Below are 22,279 nucleotides of genomic sequence, written 5' to 3' on the forward strand. Positions count from 1 at the left end.
TCTCAGGAGTTTGTTATTATTTCATGAGATTGCCACGCTCTCTACGTTCGCTCGCAATGACGGCTTTGGAATTATGCAACAACACCGGCTTATTGAGTATACTCGATAACCCATTTACGAAGTCTAACAATCGGCGGAGTATTTATAAGAGCGGTAGAAGGTAAAACTTTGCCGTTAGGGGGGGGGTATTAAAATTAATTATAGGATCTATACCGTATATGCTATACCGTATATGCTATACCAAGGTTTTAACGGTGAGCTATTTGAATATTTACGGTGGAACCAAGATAAAGAAGGTGTTGTTTCTTCATATTCTATTACTTTAACCGATTGTGGATTTTTATGATATATAAGGCTAAGTACCGATTGATCGGAATGATGCCATTTATATTCATCGTAATTAGGATGGATATTATAATCTTTGCCTGAAAGAATTCTAATATCTTCACAACTTTTTAGCCATTTTTCAATGAAAGAACGAGAAAGCTTGGTATTACGCACAATAATAACGGCACTCCAAATGTGATCGTCATTTCTGCATTCGTCTGTAAGGCAATCCATTAAAGCAAAAGTTTCGCCTTTAACAAAACTACCGTTTTTACGATTGCGATCATGTACCAGTAATATATCATTATCGCCTAAAAGATTTGTTAAATTACTGATATGCTTTTTAATAACAAATGCTGAATCTAAATATACTATAATAGCTCCTTCTGGTGCATTTTTCATTGTTTCAAGTATAATATAAGGCTTCCATAGCCATAACCCCGCTCCTGCAGGTTCATTAAAAATTTCTTGGTTTTTTTCTATAAACGCTTGATTTATATGCTTTTTCTTATAGTTAAATATGAAGTCTATACCTTTATTAATTGCATAATGAGTGGTTGCATTTTGATTACGATAAACATACTCTAGACCGTCGGCATAAGAAACTAAATAAATTGGTTCTTTTATGGAATTCTGAATAGATAAATCTACTTTTTGTAACGATAAGTCATTAATAAAACCTTGACGTGCATATTCTAAAATAATCAGTATGAAATAAATTAGAGCTAATGTAATAACTGTTTTGTATAATATTTTAAATAACATATACTCTTTGCATTATTTGAAGCATTTTGTCATTCCTACGTGGGATTAGTAAATCGTCATTGCGAGGAAATACGAAGTATTGACGCAGCAATCTCAGGAGTTTGTTATTATTTCATGAGATTGCCACGCAGCCTACGGGCTCTGCTCGCAATGACGAAATCGATAATTATTAGACAATGCTAATTATAGCATTTTAATATATTAAAAGATAGTGTTGTAATTTAATTATACATTTAGTATAATTTGCTGTTTGTTTAAGGTTGGTATGATTAATTTAGGGGATAAGCAGTCTACTATAGTTGTCGCAATGTCAGGCGGGGTTGATAGTTCGGCGGTTGCTGCAATGCTGCATGAACAAGGACATAATGTTATAGGTATTACCTTGCAGCTATATGATCACGGTATGGCAGTAGGGAAGAAAAATGCCTGTTGTGCCGGTCAGGATATTTACGATGCTAAAATGGTAGCAAATAAGCTAGGTATTCCCCATTACGTACTTGATTATGAGAGCAAATTTAAAGAGTCGGTAATAGATAATTTCGTCGATAGCTATTTACAAGGTGAAACACCGCTTCCATGTGTGCGATGTAATAAATCGGTAAAGTTCAGGGATCTAATTAAAACGGCTAGAGAGCTTGGAGCAGATAAGCTTGCTACCGGTCATTACGTACGAAAAATAAACGGTGATAACGGAGCGGAATTATATACAGGGCTTGATCCAGCAAAAGATCAAAGTTATTTTTTATTTACGACAACTAAAGAGCAATTAGAATATTTACGTTTCCCTCTAGGAGGGCTTACTAAGGATGAAACACGAAAGCTTGCTAGTAAATTTGGGCTTGAGGTAGCGGATAAGCCCGACAGCCAAGATATTTGTTTCGTACCTGACGGAAATTATAAGAGCGTAATAAATAAAATACGTCCAAATAGCAGTGAAAGCGGTAAAATTATTCACGTAAACGGGTTTAAGCTAGGAGAGCATAGCGGTATAATTAACTACACCATAGGGCAACGTCGTGGTCTTGGTATAGCTTATAATGAGCCTTTATATGTAGTAAAGATTGATCCTAAGGACAATATAGTATATGTAGGACCGGAGTCCGCATTAAACGTGCAGGAATTTATCATTAGAGATGTGAATTGGCTTGCAGATGAGATTAAAGATAACGAAAAGTTAGAGGTAGCAGTTAAAATTCGCTCGACAAGACCGCCACGTCTAGCCGAAATAAGTAAACTTGGTGATGATAAAATGAAAGTAAAATTTTTATGCGCAGAAAAAGCCGTTGCTCCTGGGCAAGCATGCGTTATTTATGCTGGCGAAAGAGTACTTGGCGGCGGATGGATTACTAGAGAGATAAGGTAATTGCGTCATTGCGAGGAGCGAAGCGACGTGGCAATCTAGTTAGACCTCCTGAGATTGCCATGCTCCTTTTAGTCGCTCGCAATGACACAATTCACAAAAAAATAAGCTCACTAAAATAGGAGAAACTGATGAGTTTTTTAAGGAAGAAAAGTTTTGAATCAGTAAAAGAGATAGGCAGCTCAAGCGGTCTTAGCAAGACGCTTGGAGCATGCGATTTAATATTACTGGGTCTTGGTGCGATGATCGGCACGGGCGTATTCGTCGTTACCGGTATAATTGCTGCTAAATATTCAGGACCTGCAGTAATGTTATCTTATACGATTGCAGGTATTACCTGTATCTTTGTAGCGCTTGTTTATACTGAACTTGCTGCAATGCTTCCGACATCAGGAAGTATTTACACTTATTCCTATGTAGCATTTGGCGAAGTATTTGCTTGGATGATCGGTAGTGTTATAATACTAGAACTTGGTGTTGCTGCAGGAATAGTAGCTGTAGGCTGGTCGGGCTACGTACAAGGAATACTAGCAGCAGGTGGAATCAATTTACCGAAAGAATTAACTACTGTACCGACAAACGGCGGTATAATAAATTTACCGGCATTTTTAATCTCGGGATTTATTGGATTTATTTTATATTTAGGTACTAAAGATAGTAAGAGACTAAATGCAATTTTAGTTTTCATAAAAATGGCTGCAATATTCGTATTTATACTTGCTGCTGCCCCTCATTTTGATGCTACTAACTGGAGTAATTTTATGCCTTTCGGTTTTAGTAATGTTTTAGTAGGTGCGTCTATTTTATTCTTAGCTTTTACGGGTTTTGGAACGATTGCAACCGCAGCTGAGGAGTGTAAAAACCCAAAACGCGATATAATGATCGGTATTATTGGCTCACTTGTTCTAACTACTATAGTTTATGTAATAATGGCAGGGCTTGTTACCGGTATTGCACCTTTTGATCAGTTAAATAACGATCAACCGCTTGCTTATGCTTTAACTATCAATAATAGCAAGATCGGCTCTGCTATTGTTGCAACCGGAGCAGTTTGCGGTATGATGACGGTGTTGATGATGAATATTTACGGTACTTCTCGTATTTTTTATGCTATTGCACGTGACGGTTTACTACCGAAAAGTTTTGCAAAGCTGCACCCAAAATATGATAGTCCGTATATTACGATTATAATATTTGCTTCTTTAGCCGCTATCCTTGGAGGATTTTGTTCTACGGAATTATTAACGCAATTAACTTCAATGGGAGCTCTTATTGATTATATCACCGTTGCAATAATAGTGGTATTATTTAGGGTAACGCTACCTGATGCTCAAAGACCTTTTAGATGTCCTTTAGTATTTATTATCGTACCGTTTATTTTAATTGCTTGTGCATATTTACTATTTATTCAAATATATGACGGTGAATTTAATCTATTAACTGCAGGTCGTGCATTAATATATTGGTTTATGACAATATTTATTTTATATATTATAAGATCGTTTTTTATGAAAAAAGAGCAGAATTAAGAGGGGACTATCCGTCATTGCGAGCGAACGTAGAGAGCGTGGCAATCTCATGAAGTAGTACAAAATTCCTGAGATTGCCACGTCGAGGCTTTGCCTCTCCTCGCAATGATGAGTTAGTAGTATCCACGCAACAAAACACAATTAACCAAATGACTGAAAAGCTGCAACCACTCCGAGGAATGAAAGATCTCTTGCCGGATGATTATAAAGTTCACGACTATATAATTAACAAAGCAAGAGATGTTGGAGCATTGTACGGCTATAAACAAATGAGTACTCCTATTTTGGAGTATACTAAAGTCTTTAACCGTTCGATGGGTGAAAGCTCTGACGTAATCAGCAAAGAAATCTATAGTTTTTTAGATAAAAGCAATGATTCCGTAGCATTACGACCTGAATTTACAGCATGTATTATAAGAAGCCTCATCTCAAACGGATTACAACATAAATTACCATTAAAGTTTTTCTCTACCGGTCCTGTTTTTCGTTATGATAGACCGCAAGCAGGGCGTCAAAGACAATTTCACCAACTAAATTATGAGTATATCGGTGCTAAAGGAGCAATTACTGATGCTGACACTTTGAAGTTAGCCGTTGATATATTAAAAGCACTCGAAATAGAGCAGGATACTACCTTAGAGCTTAACTCTCTTGGATGTAATGAATCAAGAAGCGTTTATCAGCAAAAATTAGTAGAATATCTAAATGATTTTAAAGATCAATTATCAGAAGAAAGCAAAAGAAGGTTATCCAAAAATCCAATGCGGATACTTGATTCTAAAAGTAAGACTGATCAGAAAATAATAGCACACGCACCGGTTTTATCTGAATATTACACTGATGAATCCAAAGAATATTTTGAGGAGTTAATAAAGTATCTAGATATTTTAGGCGTGAAATATAGCATAAATCCACGCTTGGTTAGAGGGCTTGATTATTATTGCCATACTGTTTTTGAATTCACTACAAAAAAGCTAGGGAGCCAATCTACTATTCTAGCCGGTGGACGTTATGACGGGCTTGCTAAAATCATGGGTAATAACGATGATGTGCCGGCTATCGGTTTTGCTGCCGGTATTGAGCGAATTGCTTTAATGCGGGAATATAATATATCTGAAGTTAAGCTGGTATTTGTATTACCTATAGGCAAAAATAATATTTGCTATGCTTTAGAAATTGTAGATAAATTGCGAACAGAAAATATTGCTACTATCATAGAACCCCTAGGTAAAATAGCTAAAAGAATGCAACGCATTTTTAATGAAAATGCTAAATTTATTATTTTTATAGGTGACGAAGAGCAGGCGCATAATAACTTAAAAATCAAAGACTTAAAAAAAGAAGAAGAATATATAGTAGATTTTGCAAAAGCTCTTGAGCTATTGAAGAAATAAGATTTTTTATTGTTATACCGTGAACCTTCCATGGTATCCATCAAAATTAACTTTAAGTAATAAGCATTTATGAATCTTGCCACAAGCTCGGCATTGCCCGCATGGCTCTTATGTTATGCCTGCATAGGTCTTGTTGTGTGGATACTGAAGGTCGTCATTGCAAGGAAAAACTGTAAGTTTTGACTAAGCAATCCAGTAAAAAATTCTGATTGACAGAATTTTTTTATTATTGTTTTGGACTGCCACGCAGTCTACGACTGTTCGCAATGACGGGCGGTATCTACGCAACAATGCCTTCGCTGGAATGACATAAAACGAGTCATGCAACAAGACCTGCAGTTGTTCACAATGGCGATTAGGTGTCTATATACCATAATACCATTTTAACCACGACATCTAAAAATATGATTGTTATAAACGATTTAGCCATGAGTTATGGTACAAGAATACTATTTACCAATGTAAATTTGCATATTAAAAACAATAAACGATATGGTTTAGTAAGTGCCAACGGAGCAGGTCAAACAACTTTTTTCAAATTCTTAACTAAGGAAGAAGAGCCAGCTTTCGGTGAGATTAACATACCAAAAAACTCCAAAATAGGTTGTTTAAAACAAGATCAGTTTCTTTATGAAAATACTAAAATTATAGATACGGTAATAGCAGGGAATAAGGAGTTATGGAAAGCTTTACAGGAAAAAGAAGAGATATGAAATCGGCAGGAATGTAGCGATGAAGATGGGTATAAGTTTGGTGAACTTGAACAGGTAATATACGATAATGACGGTTATACTGCTGAAATTTTTGCAGCTAGCTTGCTTGTAGGTCTTGGAATAGCCAAAAAATACCATTATGAGCCACTTTCTGCGTTGTCAGAAGGTTATAAGCTTCGTGTATTACTCGTAAAAGTCTATTTAATAATCCCGATATTTTACTACTCGACGAACCGACAAACCATCTTGATATTATCTCAATATATTGGCTTGAGAATTATTTCAAAAACTCTTTTAAAGGAATATTAATTTTTATATCGCATGATTTAGCTTTTTTAAATAATGTCGCAACGGATATGATGATTATATTGAGAAATACGGCAACGATTATTTAAGTTCTACTACAAAATTATCCTAAGTTTTAGGCATTGCTCATTAAATATAGATATCGTCATTGCGAGCAGCCATAGGCTGCGTAGCAATCTCGTCCAATATCCTGAGATTGCTTCGTCAATTGCTATGCAATTTCCTCGCAATGACGATAAAAATCGAGTCATACAACAAAGCAGAATCTGAAAGTTAATCACTCCACATTATAAAACTCCAAATGATGACCGCTAATGAACTTTTGTACTTCAGCATGGTTACCATACTCATCAACATTTAATAATAACCCTTGTTCATTAAAATATAATATATTCGTAAATAATCGGTCATCACAGTCCCACTTAGCTTTAAAAGCATTTTCCTTAATAAGTTTAACTCCGTTTACTCCGTGTTTGTGATATATTATTCCTTTTTTTAAAGCAGAAACAAAAGAGGTAACTTTACTTTTATCAAAGGTATTATAGATTTTTTTAGACATTGTACCGTAACAATCAAATCCTCTATATTTGCCAAGAAATTTAGCCGTACCTTTTGTGACTTCCTGATTATCAATTTTAATTTGACCTTCTTTAGGAATATTCCAAGAATTATTATTGAAGTTGGTAATCTTTTAAATGGCTAGATAAAATTCATGTTTCTTTTTTAGTTGATAATATTGATGGATTTTTTTTGTATCATATTGAAGGGTTAATTATTCTAAGTTTTCTATTTGCTTATTATCGGGGGAATAGCTTGCAATAATCCCTTCTTGTTTTTTTTTGACTTAATTTACTTGCATATTGTTGTACTTTTTTGGGTTATTATTTAATAAGGCGGTAACTACTCCAATTTCTAAAGTGTTTTCATTGCAAGAATCATTTTGCAGAGCATTTTGACATGTATGGACCTACCCGATAATGCAAGAAAAAAATAATATATAACAGCAAAAAAATCGAATGCAGTCATGTATCCGGCTTATAGTTAATAAATCACTTTAAATTTACCCTATAGCCCTGATGGAATTCGCTGGCTTACAAACTATATTACTTATCATTTTGTCGACTTCTAAAGAGTCATTGTCCAGTTCAGTTTTTTTGTAAGCTAAGGTTCGTCTTATTTACCATCAATATTATCATTCTTTCGCATATTCCGGATTAGAATCTATTAAATTTCTACTTACCTATAATATTATCTCGTCAACTATTTGTACCAATTCTTTAGCTACAAACTTTACTCTCAGTATAATCATTACCTGAACTGTGTACTGTAAACACCACTCTTGCTAGTTTATTAGCTACTGCAACAGTTGTTTTATTATGCCCATTTCGTTCAGATAAATTAAACATCCACTTGGTAAACTTGCTATAATCTTTTTTAGATTTTTGCTCTTCCGTGGTAAATCTTATCTTACTATTCAGTACTGCTCTTGCTCCTTGAATCAACAAAGTGCGTAAATAGATATCACCTCTTTTACTAATACCAAGCAACTTATCTTTGCCACCACTAGAATGTTGCCTTGGCACTAATCCTAGCCATGCTGATAATTGCCTGCCATTTTTAAAACAACTAGCATTACCTATTGATGCTATTAAGGCTGTAGCAGTTATTAAATCTATACCTGGTATCGTCATTAGTTGTTGGTGATTACTATACTGGCTAGCTATAATTTTTAATCTTTGTTTTAATTCTTTTATTTTTTTATCATTCTCTAGAAATTCTGCTTTTAACTCACTAAACGTTCGATAGCTTAGCTGACTTAAATCCCCTTCATCTAAAATTTCGGTTAATTTTGTCATAATCTTATTGATTCCTTGCGGAATAACAAAACCAAATTCATGTAATAATCCCCTGATCTCATTAGCAAGAGCTGTACGATTTTTTACCAATCTCTGTCTTACCCTATGAATAAATAAAATATCTTGTTGCTCTACAGTTTTGATAGGCACAAACCTCATATTAGGTCTTGCTACTGCCTCACATATTGCTTCTGCATCAAGCTTGATCATTTTTATTAGTTTTAACATAAGGCTTAACAAATTGTGGAGCCATTAGTTTTACATTATGACCTAATTTTGTTAATTCTCTTGCCCAATAGCTAGAACCACCGCAAGCTTCCATGCCTACTAGACATCTTCTTGGTAAATTAGCCATAAAAGTTATAACCTGCTCTCTCATTAATTTTTTCTTTAATATTGTCTTACCATTTTTATCTACACCGTGAATTTGAAAAATTCTTTTTGCAATATCTATACCAATTGTGGTAACTTCCATATGGACCTCCTTATTGTTGTTTAGGATTCATTTCCTATCCTAGAAGATTAGCTTCTGCTTCTCATTCTGTATATAGGATAGGTCCATACCATTATTTTGGAAAATCTTTTCAGATTTTTCAGAAGTTAATTTAGTCTCGTTATCTGTTATTAAACCGGTATTAACGGCGTTAAGAACCTCTGCTTTTTCATTGGACGTTAGAGTATTATTTTGAGGTAACGTATAATTTGGGTCCACGTAACTCCGAAATTTTATAATAGCCTTTTCATACAAATTTATTTGATGCTCAGGTATCTTATTTAAAAGATCAGAAGCCGTTTTAAATTGCTTACTACATAGGGCAAGTGAGAATGCTAGAAGTATGTTGTTTGGGGTATCACTAATTGCTTTTAGTGTTTCGGTTAATATTGATTGCTGGTTTTTGTTAATTTTTTTATTGGAAATTCTGTTATAAAAAGCCATGTATTTACAGCCATCATATATTGTGATGAATAGAAAGGAACTAAAGTATTTTTTTAATTACATCTAACGTCTTATAAGAAATTTCATATGGATTAGTTAACATTTCTAGAATGTATTTTATATATTGTTCTACCGGCACATATTGTATTAAGTCATTAGCTTTATCACATTCGCCTTGTATTCTATAATTAGATCATAAATGATAGGCTGCTGTTGGATGTGTGGGTAGAAGCACAAAAGCATGTTCATAACATTTAGTGGACATATTATAGTTTCCGGTTTCTTCATAAACACGACCTGTTCTATAATACCACTGGACTAAAACCTGATTTTCAGTATTAGTATTTAACGAAAAAATAGATTCTTCAAGTAAAGCTTTTGCCTCTTTAAAATTTTTATGTTCCATTAATAAATCAGAGAATTGACCTGACAAATCTAAGCTGGATTTTATAGTGCTTGGGTAATTTTAAGCTTAGATTCCGGTTCAATAAGCTTTAGCACGGGGAGTAGATATTCTGCACATTTGCTATATTGTTCAACTTCTTTTGCAAAGTAATTAAAATATAGATTTATTGCTGCAATTATACGTTTAAATATCTCTTTAGCAGCTTCATTGTGTCTATTTAATATACTACATTGAAAGGCAAGACTCATTATTTGAATTTTGGTTAGCGTATCAGGTGGTATAGAAATGATTTTATCCGGCATCCATTTTATGAGTTCACCATCTAATTGATATTCAAAAAAGTTTGGTCTCTGTATTATTTCATCATTTTTCAACAATTCATGATTTGTATAACTTTCATATGGATAATTAGGCATTAATTTATGTATTAGTGAATGCTTAATTTCTGTAGCTTTCTTGCTACTTACTGTAGATTTTTACTATTTAAATGTTCAAATATATAATGCATTACTTCTATAGCGGCACCAACAGTTGGTATAGATGAAAAGTTTTTATCCATTTCTACTACATCAAGACCGGAAAAGTTTTTTCTAAAATTTCTTATGTTATTTTCTGATAATATATTGGGGATGTTATAAACCGTGGTAATATCAAGCTTAAAAGTAATTGAAGGCTCTGCATTTTTCATGAATATAATTTAGTATTATGGGCTTAAGAACTGCTCCAATGTGATAGGAAAGGTTTGAAATTTTACATAGCATTATTATTAAAAACTTACAGTGTATGAACTTTTTATTACTGGCTTCCTGCTTCTAGCTAGGAATGACATCGAGAGGCTAAATTAACTCACAAAGCAATTTTTCTAAGTAATGTCTATTCAAATCCAAATCCAGTAAAATATTTATGAAAATATCCGGTATCATGACCTATCATTTTAACTTTATCATAATGATGAGGTGATTCAGATTCACGATATATAGTTGTGCCGTCATCCATATAGTAAATAGAATAAGATGGAAGGCCATAAGGTCTAAAAAAAGTGTCTTTACGTATAATTTTAGGAGCTTTATCGGATTTTGTATATTTTCTGATTTCAGCATATTAATTTTCTTAATAAATGATTGTTGTATTAATAGATAGCTATTACAATAGCTATCTACAGAACCTAGAAATTCAGATTTATCAATTGCAGTATTATATTCTAAATATTTTTGCAATTTTAAAGTATTTTCTTGAAACAATGGGTAATTATTTGATGGTTCGTGCTGTGATAAATTGAAATATTTTTCTCGCTAAGAATTGCTTATCTTGAACATTATTAAAAGCTTTGATTTTTGAATATCCGTCTTGTTGTTTTTTTTGTAAAAAATAATCTCCATAGTCCTTATAATTCTTTGGAAGATTTAATATAAATCTAGCATATTGTTCTAACTGAAAGTTAGTTAACCAAGTAAATATAGAATATAAATTTGTTCTATAGTCCGAAGAAAAATAATAGCAACTTCTAATTGCTTTATCTCTTTTCTCTCTTTCAATAACGTTACTAGATAATATAAATAACTCTTTATTAAAATGTTTTTTATTTTTTTTGAGCTTGAATGATTATATCAAACAGCTCAGTTTCTAATTCGTCTGAGGTAAATAATTGTTTGTATTGATTAAGTCATGAACCAAAAGTTACATAGGTTCAGGTCTTTTTAAATATTGAATTAATTTACGTGCAACTTTAAATTAAATTTAAGAGCGACATTTTATATGAAAAATTGACGTAAGTCAAGAGATATTAAATTAATGATTTAAAAAATATGTGTCACCTCGTGATTTATTCACAGAATCCAGTTAAAAATACTAATAATATTAGTATTTTTAGTTGTTTTTTGGATACTGTGGTCAAGCCATGGTATGACACTGAAGTGTTGTTCAAAAGCCATACTAAATTGATTACTAAAATTTTTCACATAACCTAATGACAAAAATAAAATATGAATATATTATTTAATTTTAGAATAATTTAAATAATATATATTCAATGAGTGCAGATACTAATATTAGCGACGGTTTAGAAGTCGTTACGCAAGATCATTTATCGATTTTTTCTTTAATAAGCTCCTCCGACATTATCGGTAAGTCAGTTATGTTGATGTTGCTTATTGCCTCTATTTGGTCATGGGCTATTATTTTGGATAAAATATTTAAGCTAGTGCAAGTGCAGAAAAGCATGCGGGCATTTGAAAATGTGTTTTGGTCCGGTGGAGTATTAGAGCAATTATATGAAAGCATAAAGAGGTCGGTTAATAATCCGCTAGCTTTAATTTTTGTCTCAGCTATGGATGAGTGTAAAAGCTTAAGCACTAAAGGGCTTTCTGAAGGCTTAAAAAACAACCATAAAGAGCGTATAATGGGTGCAATGTACTTAGCTCAAAATAGGGAAGTCGAAAAGCTCGAGAAAAATTTAAGCTTCTTGGCAACTGTTGGATCAAGTGCTCCTTTCGTAGGTTTATTCGGTACCGTTTGGGGGATTATGCATAGCTTCCAATCGATTGCTACTTCAAACAATACTTCTCTTGCCGTAGTAGCTCCCGGAATTGCCGAGGCGTTACTTGCAACTGCGATAGGCTTATTTGCAGCTATTCCGGCAGTAATTTTTTATAATTATCTGATTTCCCGTATTACTCTTATCAATAATAAGATTGAAGATTTTATTAGTGAGTTAAACTCTATACTTTCTAAGGCAATTGATCAGGAGAAAATGTAATGGCTATAAAGCTTGCCGGAAGTAATAGAAAAAGTAAAAGAGCGGTAGTTAGCGAAATTAACGTTACGCCGCTTGTTGACGTGATGCTTGTGCTATTAATTATTTTCATGATTACTTCTCCAATGCTTGTTTCAGGAGTAAACGTAGATTTGCCTGAGACAAATTCAAGTCCGATTTCAGGTCAGGATGAGCCTTTGGTTGTTACTATCAATAATAAAGGCAAAATTTTCTTACTTGAAATTCCAATAGAAAGAATGCATTTAACCGACAAGCTTGCAAATATCACTAAAGAAAAAAAGGATGCTAGAATTTTTGTAAGAGGCGATAGAAATGTTTCTTATGGGCAGGTAGTAGAGATAGTTGCCGCAATTCATGCTGCCGGTTTTTCTCGTGTAGCTCTTATTTCAAATATTAAAAATAATGAAAAGTAATCAAAATAAGGATAATTTTACGGTTTTCCTTAGCTTCTCTGTTGTTCTGCACTTACTTCTTTTATATTTTTTTCTATTTGGTATGCCGTCACTTTTTGAAAAATTACCGGAAGAGCAAACTATAACTTTTGAAATGTTACCTGTTAGCGATAAATCAAATATTATCACTCAGACAAAGCAAAAAGAAGCCCCTATAAAAAACGAAGACGCTAAGAAATCTGAGCAGAGTAAGCCAAAAGAAGAAGAACCGCAAGATTTGCCTAAAGCAGAAAAAGCAAAAAAGCCTGAGGCTAAAACAATGGAAGAAAAGCCCAAAATAGAAGAGAAAAAACCTATAGAAGAACCAAAGTCTGAAGAAGCAAAAGAAGCGTTACCTGAGAAGCAAGAAGAAGTAAAGGAAGAAAAACCTAAAGAAGAAGAAAAAAAACAAGCAGAAGAAAAGGAGAAGCCCGAAGAAAAGAAAGAGGAAACGAAACCGGCTGAGAAACCTAAAGAGGTGAAGAAAAAAGAGCCTAAAACCGATGAGCTTGATTCTTTGCTGAAGAATTTAGAGCAATCTGCGGAAGGGGATAATGTAAAATCCAATAAGCATCAAAGGTCCAAAAAAGCTGATAATGCAAAAGAAGCTAAAGGGGTTTATACGGATGGGCTGCCTCTTTCCGATAGTGAAACATCTTTGATAAAAAGACAGATTGAAAGACATTGGAGTAATGTACCGGCAGGAGTTAGAGGTAATAATAAGGTAAAAGTCATTATTAGTATTACGCTAGATAAAGCAGGTAATGTTGAGCAGGCAAAGGTTAACGAAAAAATCTGTCCTAATATTCCGGCTAGTGTTTGTGAAGCTTTGGCGGATAATGCAATTAGAGCGGTATGGCAAGCAAGCCCTATCGAAAACCTTGACTCTGCACGCTTTAACCATTGGAAAGAGATTAATTTTAGCTTTGATCCAAGTAAATTGTAGGTTGGGCATTGCCTGCGTGGATAACCACCCCGTCATTGCGAGCAGTCGTAGACTGAGTGGTAATCTCATGAAATAATAACAAACTTCTGAGATTGCTTCATCAATTGCTATGCAATTTCCTCGCAATGACTATTTTCGAGCCACGGCAAGCCTTTCGCAGAAATAACATTATAAGAACCATGCAATAATTAAAAAATATTATTCATCATGTTCGTGGTGATCACCGATGAATTCAAGCCCCATATCTTTTTGCTCATTATTGAAACAACAAGTAGCAGCAATAACCAAACAAGAATAATAAGGTTGCTTCCATTAAAAATAGGGTCAAAGCAGCATTACTAAAGCTTGCTAACTCATATTCTGAAGGTAATAAATCCGTAGGGATGTCTTTGTTCATAAAACTTAGTTATTATGTTTACTATTTGTAAATAAAAACACTCTATAACTTTATCTATTAAAATTACATTTATTTCACAAAGTTTTAAGAGCAGGATAAGTAAATAATAATACATGGCATAAATTTAGACCGAAATGAACTAATCATAGAGCATAATATGAGCATAATATTTTGCCTGTTTTATATAATATGCATAACCATAGAAAAAACCGCATATAGTGCTTAAAGCTATATTTATTTAGTCCGCCTTGAAAATGTGCGATCCCAAATATTAAAGATGCTATCTATAATAAATAACAGCTAAAATCTGCTGTTTTGGTAAAAGATTTTGTAATGTTCTTTGTAAAAACCCTCGAAAGAATACTTTCTCAGCCATACAGACGAAAAAGAAATATTATTGTAATGAGAAAAATGTAGGTGATAGTTAAGGATGACATATAAACCTTTGTAAAAAACTATTTTTAATATATAGTTATTTTTTAGCATTAAAAATAGAAAAATTAAAATATAGAGATTTTTAATAAATAATAATTGGATTTTAAAAAGAAAATATAAAAGATAATCATAAAAAAACCAATAAAATAATATATATAGAATAGGGCGATTTTATGAAAGATATAGAATATTGGGAAAAAAATTTTGAAAGCTGTAAATATTCAGATAAATTAATCGAAAGGCTTTTATTTTTAAATACCCAAGTAAAACAACCTATCGATATTAGAGAAGTTAAAAAAGGTATTTATTATGCTCGTAAATATCATGGTGAGCAAATGCGTCAATCAGGTGACCCTTATTATTCTCATCCAATCGCAGTAACAATTATGGTAGCGGAATTTGTAGCAAAAGAAGTGCCTAAACTCTTTACTTTTAGAATGCTACAAGCTGCATTACTTCATGACACTATTGAAGATACTGAACTTACTGAAGAAATGATTAGCAATATTTTTGATGAAGAAGTAGCAAGGCATGTAGCAGGTCTAACTAGAATTAAACCTTGGGGAAAAATAAGTAGCGAGAAAAGTCTTATTTTATTAATTAAACAAAAAAGATACGATACTGCTCTTATAAAACTTTTTGATAGAATACATAATTTACAAACTTTGGAAGCAAAATCGCCTGAAAAAGCTCATAAAATAATTAAAGAGACATTAAAAAGCTTTTTAGTGTTAAGTGAAATACTTGAAATACCTTCAGTTTCAGAGCTGATATATGCTGAATGTTATAAAAATAATTTAAAGTTTAATATAAATTCTACTTTAAATAAAATTATAAATTTCGATTCGTTTCCATTTGCTGAAAATAAGTTACTCCCATAAAGAAAGTTATACCTATCGGAATGAAAATTAAAAATAATCCCCAATATCCTAGATAATTGGTAATATAAACTAAACCAAATGACGTTATAATATAAGTAAATAATTTTGCTATTGCACTTAGCATACTAGTATATGTAAATCTCTTAAAAACCGGAAAATATTTATAAAATATAGGAGCTGCCGGTATGTGATCAAATACGAATAATGCAGCTAAACATTGAAAAATAAAAATATATAAAGGAGTAGGGTTATAATGTAACATTATAGGAAAAAAAATGAGAGAGGTAAAAAATAGATATAATTTTACCTTTAGGATTTTTAAAGGATGGATTTTATAGCTAATAAATGCAAGACCGATAATACCGAGTAAATCTATTATAGATACCCAAAAATTTTGATTTATAATTTGATTTGGAGTAAATCCGCATTCTCTTTTTAATATATCACCGCAATATATATATACAAAATAAAAACACGGTGGTCTAGCACACTGGATAAAGAAATACCAAATAGAAGTGGTGTTTGGAACTTTTTGATCTAGAATATCTTTGTCAATTTCTTCAAGCATAATATTATTTTCTTGAAGTCTTAGTTTTAATTTGTTTCTTTTATTTGAAAATGCCTCTGCTTCTTTTAAACTAGTCCTTGCAATAGTACCTACAAACGCGATAGTTGCACCAACGAAAAAGGCTATACGCCAACTTGATTCATGGTGATAAATATTTTGATTAGTAAAAATTGATGCAATACCTAGTGCTACCGTAGTGCCTACGGCAGAAAATACGGTTATAATTGCTACTAATGGATATTGTATAGGAGGAGATGAATTTTCGGTTAAGTATAGCTCTGCACCTCGTGCTTCTGCAGTTGCTGACATACCTTGAATTATACGACATATAGTAAGAACCCAAGAGGCTGTTATACCTATCTGTGCATATGTTGGCATGCTGCCTATAATCACACAAGTAATAGCCATTAATAGGGTAGTTAAAACAACTACAATCTTACGTCCAAAATAATCGCCTATATACCCAAATATTAATGCTCCTATAGGTCTTAGCAAATAGGTAGAACAGAAAGAAAAGGCAGTAAGCAACGAAAAAGTGAAAGGATCATATTCCGGAAAAAATAAATTATTTAAAAGCATCGCCATATGCACATAAAGCATAAGGTCAAAATACTCTAGAAATGTACCTATAGAAAGTAATCCGACTGCTTGTTTTTGTTCTGTATTTAAACTTCTTTGTTCTTTTTCGTAGCCTAACATATAAATAACCTTTATATATAATTAGATTACAAAATAGGCTATACTTCTTTTGGTTCAAAGTCAATAAAGAATTAATAAATTTTTAATAAATATTGTTACAAAATATTTAGGTTCCGTAAAGTTATCTAACTTAAAATTTTCAAATTATCTATTTTTCTCTGAAAGCTTTAAATGCAGTATCAGTAACGGGATCAAGTAAATATCTAAGTAGTGTTCTAGTACCTGTTACAATTTGTACCTCAGCTTGCATACCGGGGTGTAATTCAAGATTTTTAACTTTAGCAACTTTGTTAAATTCATCCATATCGATTTCAACTCTTGCAACATAATAATTATCTTGCTGTTGTCCCGGATGCTGTCTTTCATCTTGTACGATATCTGGAGATATGCTTACTACTTTACCGGTAAATGTTGGAGTTGTTCTTGATTTAAATGCACTGAAGCGTATTTTTGCAACTAATCCCTCATGTACTGAGTCAATGTTTTTTTGAGATACCTTTGCTTCTATTATTAATGGGTCATTAGTTGGCGAAATTTCCATAATAGGTTGTCCATGACTTATAACACCGCCTATTGTATGATATTTTAAATTATTAACTATACCGTCAACAGGTGATCTGATTATCACACGATTAAGCGAATCCGTCAGGGCATTATATTTTTCTTTAAGAGATGCGGTTTGTACTTGAGCTTCACGAAGCTCTGTTAAAGTCCGTTCAGTGTATTTATTTTGTTGATTTATAATTTTAATTTGAGTTTCGGTAATAGCATGGCGTATTCCTGCTATTTCAGCTTCAGTTGTTGCAACATCGCTTTTTGCAGCGGCAACTTTTGCCTCTTGGTCCAATAAGGCTGCTTTTTGTACAAAGCCTTTTTCTTTTAACGTTCTTAAAGCTTTTAAACGGTCTTGATAAACTTCAGCAGTTTTGGAGGCGGCAACTTTTTTTGCTTCTAAACCTTCAATTTTTTTCTCAAGTTGAGCAATATTTTGATATAATGCATCTTTCTCTGAGTTATATACTTCTTTTCTAGAGCTAAATAAATTTTCCTGCGTATGAATTATTTTAGCTACTTCCGGTAAATTGATATCCTGCATTAGAAAATCAGAGAATTCGATTTGTGCTAAATTATCACGTTCGGCAATTAAACGATTTTCAGTTGCTAAAAAATTACGGTACTGACCAAGAATATTTTCATGTTCGCTTTTTATTCTAGTTTCTTCAAGCTCTATTAATTTATCGCCTTCTTTGACTTTATCACCTTGCTTCACATAAATAGCATTGATTATTCCGCCTTCATGATGTTGAATCGTTTTTTTATTTGTGCTTGGCATTACGATACCGACAGCTACAGCACCACTATCAAGCGGAGCAAGAGCCGACCATAATCCGCCTATTAATACTAAAAAGATTATAACATAAATACCGAAAAGTATAGGTGATCTTGCAGCTTGGGCTACGTTATTACGATCTTTATCGGTTTTCTTGGTAATAAAATTAACAAACCTATCAAGTTTTACTAATAAGAATTCTATAGCATGAGAGGTTTTCTTTAATGTAGCATTTATTAAAGCTTTACGTTTAGAACTTTGACCTTTAAGGTTTAACGCATCTTCTCTTAAGGACAATAATTGTTTTAATTGTTCCGGAGTAATTTGAGGTTTATTGTGTTTTAAGTCCTGCATAATATTTAATCATTATTATATTTAGTCATCATTGTTTGTATTTTGCGTCATTGCGAGGACATGACGTAGTAATTGACGAAGCAATCTCGATAGAATTCATGAGATTGCCACGCTCACTAACGTTTGCTCGCAATGATGATTTGGAAGCCACGCAACAATGCCAATCAAGTCACGATATGACACTTTAGTTATTAATATGCATTGTACCGCTTTTTAAAGTTTTAAAGTGTTTTTGAATCTCTTCTTCCGTTCCGTAACCTGCAACGACTCCATCCTGTAATATTAGAATTTTATCAACAACGGATAATACGGATGGTCTATGTGAAATTACAAGAACTGCTATTCCTTTAAGTTTTGCTTGTTTTAAGGCACTTGCAAGGGCAACTTCACCTGCCTCATCTAAATTAGCATTAGGCTCATCTAAAATGATGAGTTTTGGATTACCGTAAAAAGCTCTAGCAAGTCCGATACGCTGTCTTTGACCACCTGATAGATTAGAGCCTGCAGGACCGATATCAGAATCATAACCGTCAGGGAATCTTAATATCATTTCATGAGCTCCGGCTATTTTAGCTGCTTCAATAACTTTTTGCGGATCGGCGTCTTCTTCCATTCTAGCTATATTTTGTTTAATACTACCGCTAAAAAGTTCTATTCCTTGCGGAAGATAGCCGACATGTCTACCGAAATCTTCTCTATTCCAACGATAAATTTCAGCATTATCTAAACGTACGGAACCTGATGATTCTTTCCATACCCCGACTATGATTTTAGCTAAAGTTGATTTTCCTGTAGCCGAAGGACCGATAATTGCTAAAACTTCGCCCGGTTGTACTGCAAAACTAACGCCTTTTAAGATATATTTCGGTACGGGAGGTTGCGGTAAATGTTTCGGTATAGGGTGAGCATAATAAATATTTTCAACAGTAAGATGACCATCAACGTTCGGAATTGGCATCGTTTCGTCTCTAGAAGAATAAGTGTTAAATAAATTATTAATGTTTTTGTATGATTTAATAGCACCGCTCATACTTTTCCATAAATCAATAGCATTATCGAAAGGAGCAAGAGCTCTACCGACTATGATAGAACTCATAATCATATTACCGGGAGTCATATCTGCACTGTGAGATTTTACAACAATGTAAGCACCAACTCCGGTAACAGCCATTTGCATTATATTACGGATAAACCTTGAAAAGTTAGAAATAACACCGTTACGATAGCTAGCAACCGATTGCTTATCAAGTGCTAATATGTTAAATTTATGCCAATTTTTTGTAACATTCTTCATCATTCCCATTGCTTCAATTGCTTCTGCATTTCTGTTTGCAATATCGGCTTGTGTCATACCTTTTATCGAAAATTCGGTAGCTTCACCGAGCGTTTTATTAGTAGCTACAGCGTTAAAGAAAGCGGTTGAAACTATTATAATTGCACCAAAAATGGTAATAAGACCGATATATGGATGAATTGAAAAAATAACCGCAATATAGATAAGGCTCCAAGGGGCATCGAATAAAGTATTAATTCCGGTACTTGTTAGGAATGTTTTGACGGCTTGAAAATCACGTAATAATTGGCTAGAACCCATATTTGCTCGTGTTGCAGCTGCAGAAATTGAAGAAGCAAAAATTACGGGCGCTACTGTTCTATCAAGCCATTCTCCTACCTTTATAAGTGTAAAAGAACGAGCAATTTGTAATAATCCGTAAACAAAATAAATATATGCGATTATTATTGATAAAAATAATAATGTTTGTAGATTACCGCTTCCAAGGACTCTATCAAGAACTTGTAGTGAGTACAGAGGAGTAATTAACATTAGTAAGTTGATTACAAAAGCAAACCAAAAGACTATCCAAAAAGCTGTTCTACATTCGCCTAATGCTATTACTAGCGGGTTTTTTTTATTTAATTGATTATTATTTTTATTATCCATATTAGTTATATTATAAATAATTATTAATTAATTCTTCAGCAATTTGAACACTGTTTAAAGCTGCTCCTTTACGTAAGTTATCACATGTGATCCATAGATTTATCGTATTATCTCTACTTACGTCATTTCTAATTCGGGAGACATATATGGCATCTTCGCCTACCACTTCAACGGGTGAGATATACGCAAGGTCATTATTATTAGAAATTGTAACAATTCCATCGGCATCTTGTAATATTTCTTCGACTTCTTTGGCATCAATTTTGTCGTTAAATTCTATGTTAACCGATATAGAATGACCGATAAATACCGGTACTCTAACAGAAGTAACGCTAGCTTTAAAGTGATTACCTATAATTTTGTTTAGTTCAGAAGCAATTTTCGCTTCTTCACTTGTATAGCCATCTTTATTGAAATCACCTATATGAGGAAAAAGATTAAATGCAATCTGTTTTGGAAATTTCTTAGGATCATTCTCTCCAAAAACATATTTAGATTTTGTTTGGTCGTAGAGTTCGTCCATTCCTGCTTTACCTGCTCCTGATACTGATTGATAAGTAGATATCACTACTCTTTTAATCTTTATTTCATTATCTAGCGGTTTTAATGCTACTGCAAGCGGAATGACGATACAGTTAGGGTTAGCTATGATATTTTTAGTATTAAACTCTTTAAGTGTTGATAAATTAACCTCAGGTACAATTAACGGCACTTGATTATCAACTCTAAAAAGTGAGGATTTGTCGATAACTACACAATTACTAGCCGTAGCTTTTGGTATAAATTCTTTTGAAACTTCTGAACCTGCACAAAAAAAAGCAATATCGATATTGTCAAAATGTAAACTTTTTAAACTATTAATTTGTAGTATTTTTTCTCCAAAGCTTACTTCCCGCCCTAGAGAGCTATCTGAAGCTATAGCATAAACTTTATTAATGGGGAAATTACGCTCAACTAGAATATTTAGAGTTTCACGCCCTACATTTCCTGTAGCTCCGATTACTGCAATATTGTATTTTTTAGTCATTATTTATTAATCCGATGAGTTTTTCACCTCCGATAATATGGAAATGGAAATGAAAAATAGTTTGTCCCGATTGCTCGCCTTTATTAGTTATTAAACGATAACCGTCTTTATCTAAACCCGCTTCATTTGCTATATCAGAAATTTTAGCAAAAAAATGTGTTATTTCGTCTATAGAAGCTTTAGAGATGAAATCGGCATAATCTATATATTCGTTTTTAGGTATAACGATAATATGTACAGGTGCTACGGGTGCTATATCTTTGAATGCTAAAATTTGTTCGTCTTCATAAATTATTTCTGCCGGAAGATTTTTACCTATGATTTTTGCAAAAACATTTTCTTTGTTATACATCATTTTATTCCTGTTAAAAGCTTTATTGCATGGCGTGATTTTCCGTCATTGCGAGTAAAAAATGTAAGTTTTGACGAAGCAATCCAGTAAGAAATGCTAATTTTAGCATTTCTTTAATTTTTTTCTGGATTGCTGCGCAGTCTACGACTGCTCGCAATGATGATTTAATATTTATGAAACCACGTTTCTGTTAAACAAGCATATTACACTACGTTTTAGAAATTTTAATTCAGCTTCAATTCTAGAGTTGGCAATTATTATATCTTCTAGTCGGTAATTATTTCTTTTTAAATAATTTTCTCTAATATCTGAAGCAAAAAAGCCGAAGCCTAATATTAAGACTATCTTAAATATAAACTTTAACTCTTCGATATTAATTGCCGTAACGATTATATGCGCTATTACGGTAATAGCAACAACTAACCACATTTTATGGTATAATGCCCAAAATATACTTAAAAGAGCCGCTATCCATGAAAAACCTTCTTCAATAACAATAAAATTATTATTTTTTTGTGTGGAGTTAATGTATATTGCGTATATATTCATTA

General features: G+C 33.0%; 17 protein-coding genes and 6 pseudogenes. 8 read left to right on the forward strand and 15 right to left on the reverse strand.

The window, feature by feature from the left end; all coding sequences use genetic code 11:
• Window positions 1-89 precede the first annotated feature (89 nt).
• Window positions 90-1,092, reverse strand: a pseudogene (locus tag RMA_RS02255) (hypothetical protein).
• A 265-nt stretch (window positions 1,093-1,357) separates the two neighbouring features.
• Between RMA_RS02255 and mnmA the strand changes: the two are divergent.
• The 4 genes from mnmA (at window position 1,358) to RMA_RS02275 (ending at window position 6,088) form a co-directional block, all read left to right on the forward strand.
• On the forward strand, window positions 1,358-2,455 hold the full coding sequence (gene mnmA / locus RMA_RS02260; protein WP_041404593.1) for a tRNA 2-thiouridine(34) synthase MnmA: 1,098 nt from the start codon (window positions 1,358-1,360) through the stop codon (window positions 2,453-2,455).
• Between the two features lie 128 nt (window positions 2,456-2,583).
• Window positions 2,584-3,981, forward strand: a complete 1,398-nt coding sequence (locus RMA_RS02265) for an amino acid permease (protein ID WP_041404594.1) — start codon at window positions 2,584-2,586, stop codon at window positions 3,979-3,981.
• A 149-nt stretch (window positions 3,982-4,130) separates the two neighbouring features.
• On the forward strand, window positions 4,131-5,375 hold the full coding sequence (gene hisS / locus RMA_RS02270) for a histidine--tRNA ligase (protein WP_041404595.1): 1,245 nt from the start codon (window positions 4,131-4,133) through the stop codon (window positions 5,373-5,375).
• 404 nt (window positions 5,376-5,779) lie between these two features.
• The gene (locus RMA_RS02275) at window positions 5,780-6,088 is read left to right on the forward strand and encodes an ATP-binding cassette domain-containing protein (protein ID WP_014408432.1); all 309 of its coding nucleotides are present in this window, start codon (window positions 5,780-5,782) and stop codon (window positions 6,086-6,088) included.
• Window positions 6,089-6,800: 712 nt separating this feature from the next.
• On the opposite strand, the pseudogene RMA_RS11915 reads toward RMA_RS02275, so the two are convergent.
• The 7 genes and pseudogenes from RMA_RS11915 to RMA_RS08155 all read right to left on the reverse strand — a co-directional run.
• Window positions 6,801-7,217 (reverse strand): annotated as a pseudogene (locus RMA_RS11915) (hypothetical protein); the annotation flags it as partial.
• A gap of 454 nt (window positions 7,218-7,671) precedes the next feature.
• Window positions 7,672-8,725 (reverse strand): annotated as a pseudogene (locus tag RMA_RS02285) (IS110 family transposase).
• A gap of 93 nt (window positions 8,726-8,818) precedes the next feature.
• Window positions 8,819-9,187: pseudogene (locus tag RMA_RS02290) on the reverse strand (hypothetical protein); the annotation flags it as partial.
• 193 nt (window positions 9,188-9,380) lie between these two features.
• Window positions 9,381-9,620, reverse strand: a complete 240-nt coding sequence (locus RMA_RS10730) for a tetratricopeptide repeat protein (RefSeq protein ID WP_238375537.1) — start codon at window positions 9,618-9,620, stop codon at window positions 9,381-9,383.
• Window positions 9,621-9,634: 14 nt separating this feature from the next.
• Window positions 9,635-10,009: a hypothetical protein gene (locus RMA_RS10735; protein WP_238375538.1), complete on the reverse strand. Its 375-nt coding sequence runs from the start codon at window positions 10,007-10,009 to the stop codon at window positions 9,635-9,637.
• A 47-nt stretch (window positions 10,010-10,056) separates the two neighbouring features.
• Complete coding sequence (locus tag RMA_RS10740) at window positions 10,057-10,281, reverse strand: hypothetical protein (protein WP_238375539.1); 225 nt, start codon at window positions 10,279-10,281, stop codon at window positions 10,057-10,059.
• Window positions 10,282-10,466: 185 nt separating this feature from the next.
• A pseudogene (locus tag RMA_RS08155) lies at window positions 10,467-10,693 on the reverse strand (hypothetical protein).
• Between the two features lie 929 nt (window positions 10,694-11,622).
• On the opposite strand from RMA_RS08155, the gene tolQ reads away from it, so the two are divergent.
• From tolQ to RMA_RS02320, 3 genes are read left to right on the forward strand one after another with little or no spacing between them, the layout of a single operon-like run.
• Window positions 11,623-12,348 (forward strand): protein TolQ, encoded by a 726-nt coding sequence (gene tolQ / locus RMA_RS02310; RefSeq protein ID WP_014365997.1) that lies wholly within the window; start codon window positions 11,623-11,625, stop codon window positions 12,346-12,348.
• Entirely contained in the window at window positions 12,348-12,779 is a 432-nt protein-coding gene (tolR, locus tag RMA_RS02315) for a protein TolR (RefSeq protein WP_012152640.1), read from the forward strand. The genes tolQ and tolR overlap by 1 nt, the downstream gene beginning before the upstream one ends.
• Window positions 12,769-13,743 (forward strand): energy transducer TonB, encoded by a 975-nt coding sequence (locus tag RMA_RS02320; protein ID WP_041404598.1) that lies wholly within the window; start codon window positions 12,769-12,771, stop codon window positions 13,741-13,743. Before tolR ends, RMA_RS02320 begins: the two co-directional genes overlap by 11 nt.
• 198 nt (window positions 13,744-13,941) lie before the next feature.
• On the opposite strand, the pseudogene RMA_RS11920 reads toward RMA_RS02320, so the two are convergent.
• Window positions 13,942-14,140 (reverse strand): annotated as a pseudogene (locus RMA_RS11920) (hypothetical protein).
• 608 nt (window positions 14,141-14,748) lie between these two features.
• Between RMA_RS11920 and RMA_RS02325 the strand changes: the two are divergent.
• Window positions 14,749-15,456, forward strand: a complete 708-nt coding sequence (locus tag RMA_RS02325; protein WP_012152642.1) for an HD domain-containing protein — start codon at window positions 14,749-14,751, stop codon at window positions 15,454-15,456.
• Here RMA_RS02325 and RMA_RS02330 read toward each other — a convergent pair.
• From RMA_RS02330 to RMA_RS02355, 6 genes are all read right to left on the reverse strand, one after another.
• Window positions 15,407-16,723 (reverse strand): MFS transporter, encoded by a 1,317-nt coding sequence (locus RMA_RS02330; RefSeq protein WP_041404599.1) that lies wholly within the window; start codon window positions 16,721-16,723, stop codon window positions 15,407-15,409. The genes RMA_RS02325 and RMA_RS02330 overlap by 50 nt on opposite strands.
• A 148-nt stretch (window positions 16,724-16,871) precedes the next feature.
• Entirely contained in the window at window positions 16,872-18,407 is a 1,536-nt protein-coding gene (locus RMA_RS02335) for an HlyD family type I secretion periplasmic adaptor subunit (protein ID WP_041404600.1), read from the reverse strand.
• Window positions 18,408-18,591: 184 nt separating this feature from the next.
• Complete coding sequence (locus tag RMA_RS02340) at window positions 18,592-20,349, reverse strand: type I secretion system permease/ATPase (protein ID WP_041404601.1); 1,758 nt, start codon at window positions 20,347-20,349, stop codon at window positions 18,592-18,594.
• Window positions 20,350-20,359: 10 nt separating this feature from the next.
• Window positions 20,360-21,376, reverse strand: a complete 1,017-nt coding sequence (asd, locus tag RMA_RS02345) for an aspartate-semialdehyde dehydrogenase (protein ID WP_014408443.1) — start codon at window positions 21,374-21,376, stop codon at window positions 20,360-20,362.
• Window positions 21,369-21,728 (reverse strand): HIT domain-containing protein, encoded by a 360-nt coding sequence (locus tag RMA_RS02350; protein WP_041404602.1) that lies wholly within the window; start codon window positions 21,726-21,728, stop codon window positions 21,369-21,371. The genes asd and RMA_RS02350 overlap by 8 nt, the downstream gene beginning before the upstream one ends.
• A gap of 171 nt (window positions 21,729-21,899) precedes the next feature.
• Window positions 21,900-22,277 (reverse strand): DUF2628 domain-containing protein, encoded by a 378-nt coding sequence (locus RMA_RS02355; protein ID WP_041404603.1) that lies wholly within the window; start codon window positions 22,275-22,277, stop codon window positions 21,900-21,902.
• Window positions 22,278-22,279 lie beyond the last annotated feature (2 nt).

The sequence above is a fragment of the Rickettsia massiliae MTU5 genome (assembly GCF_000016625.1).
GTDB classification, from domain to species: Bacteria; Pseudomonadota; Alphaproteobacteria; order Rickettsiales; family Rickettsiaceae; genus Rickettsia; species Rickettsia rickettsii.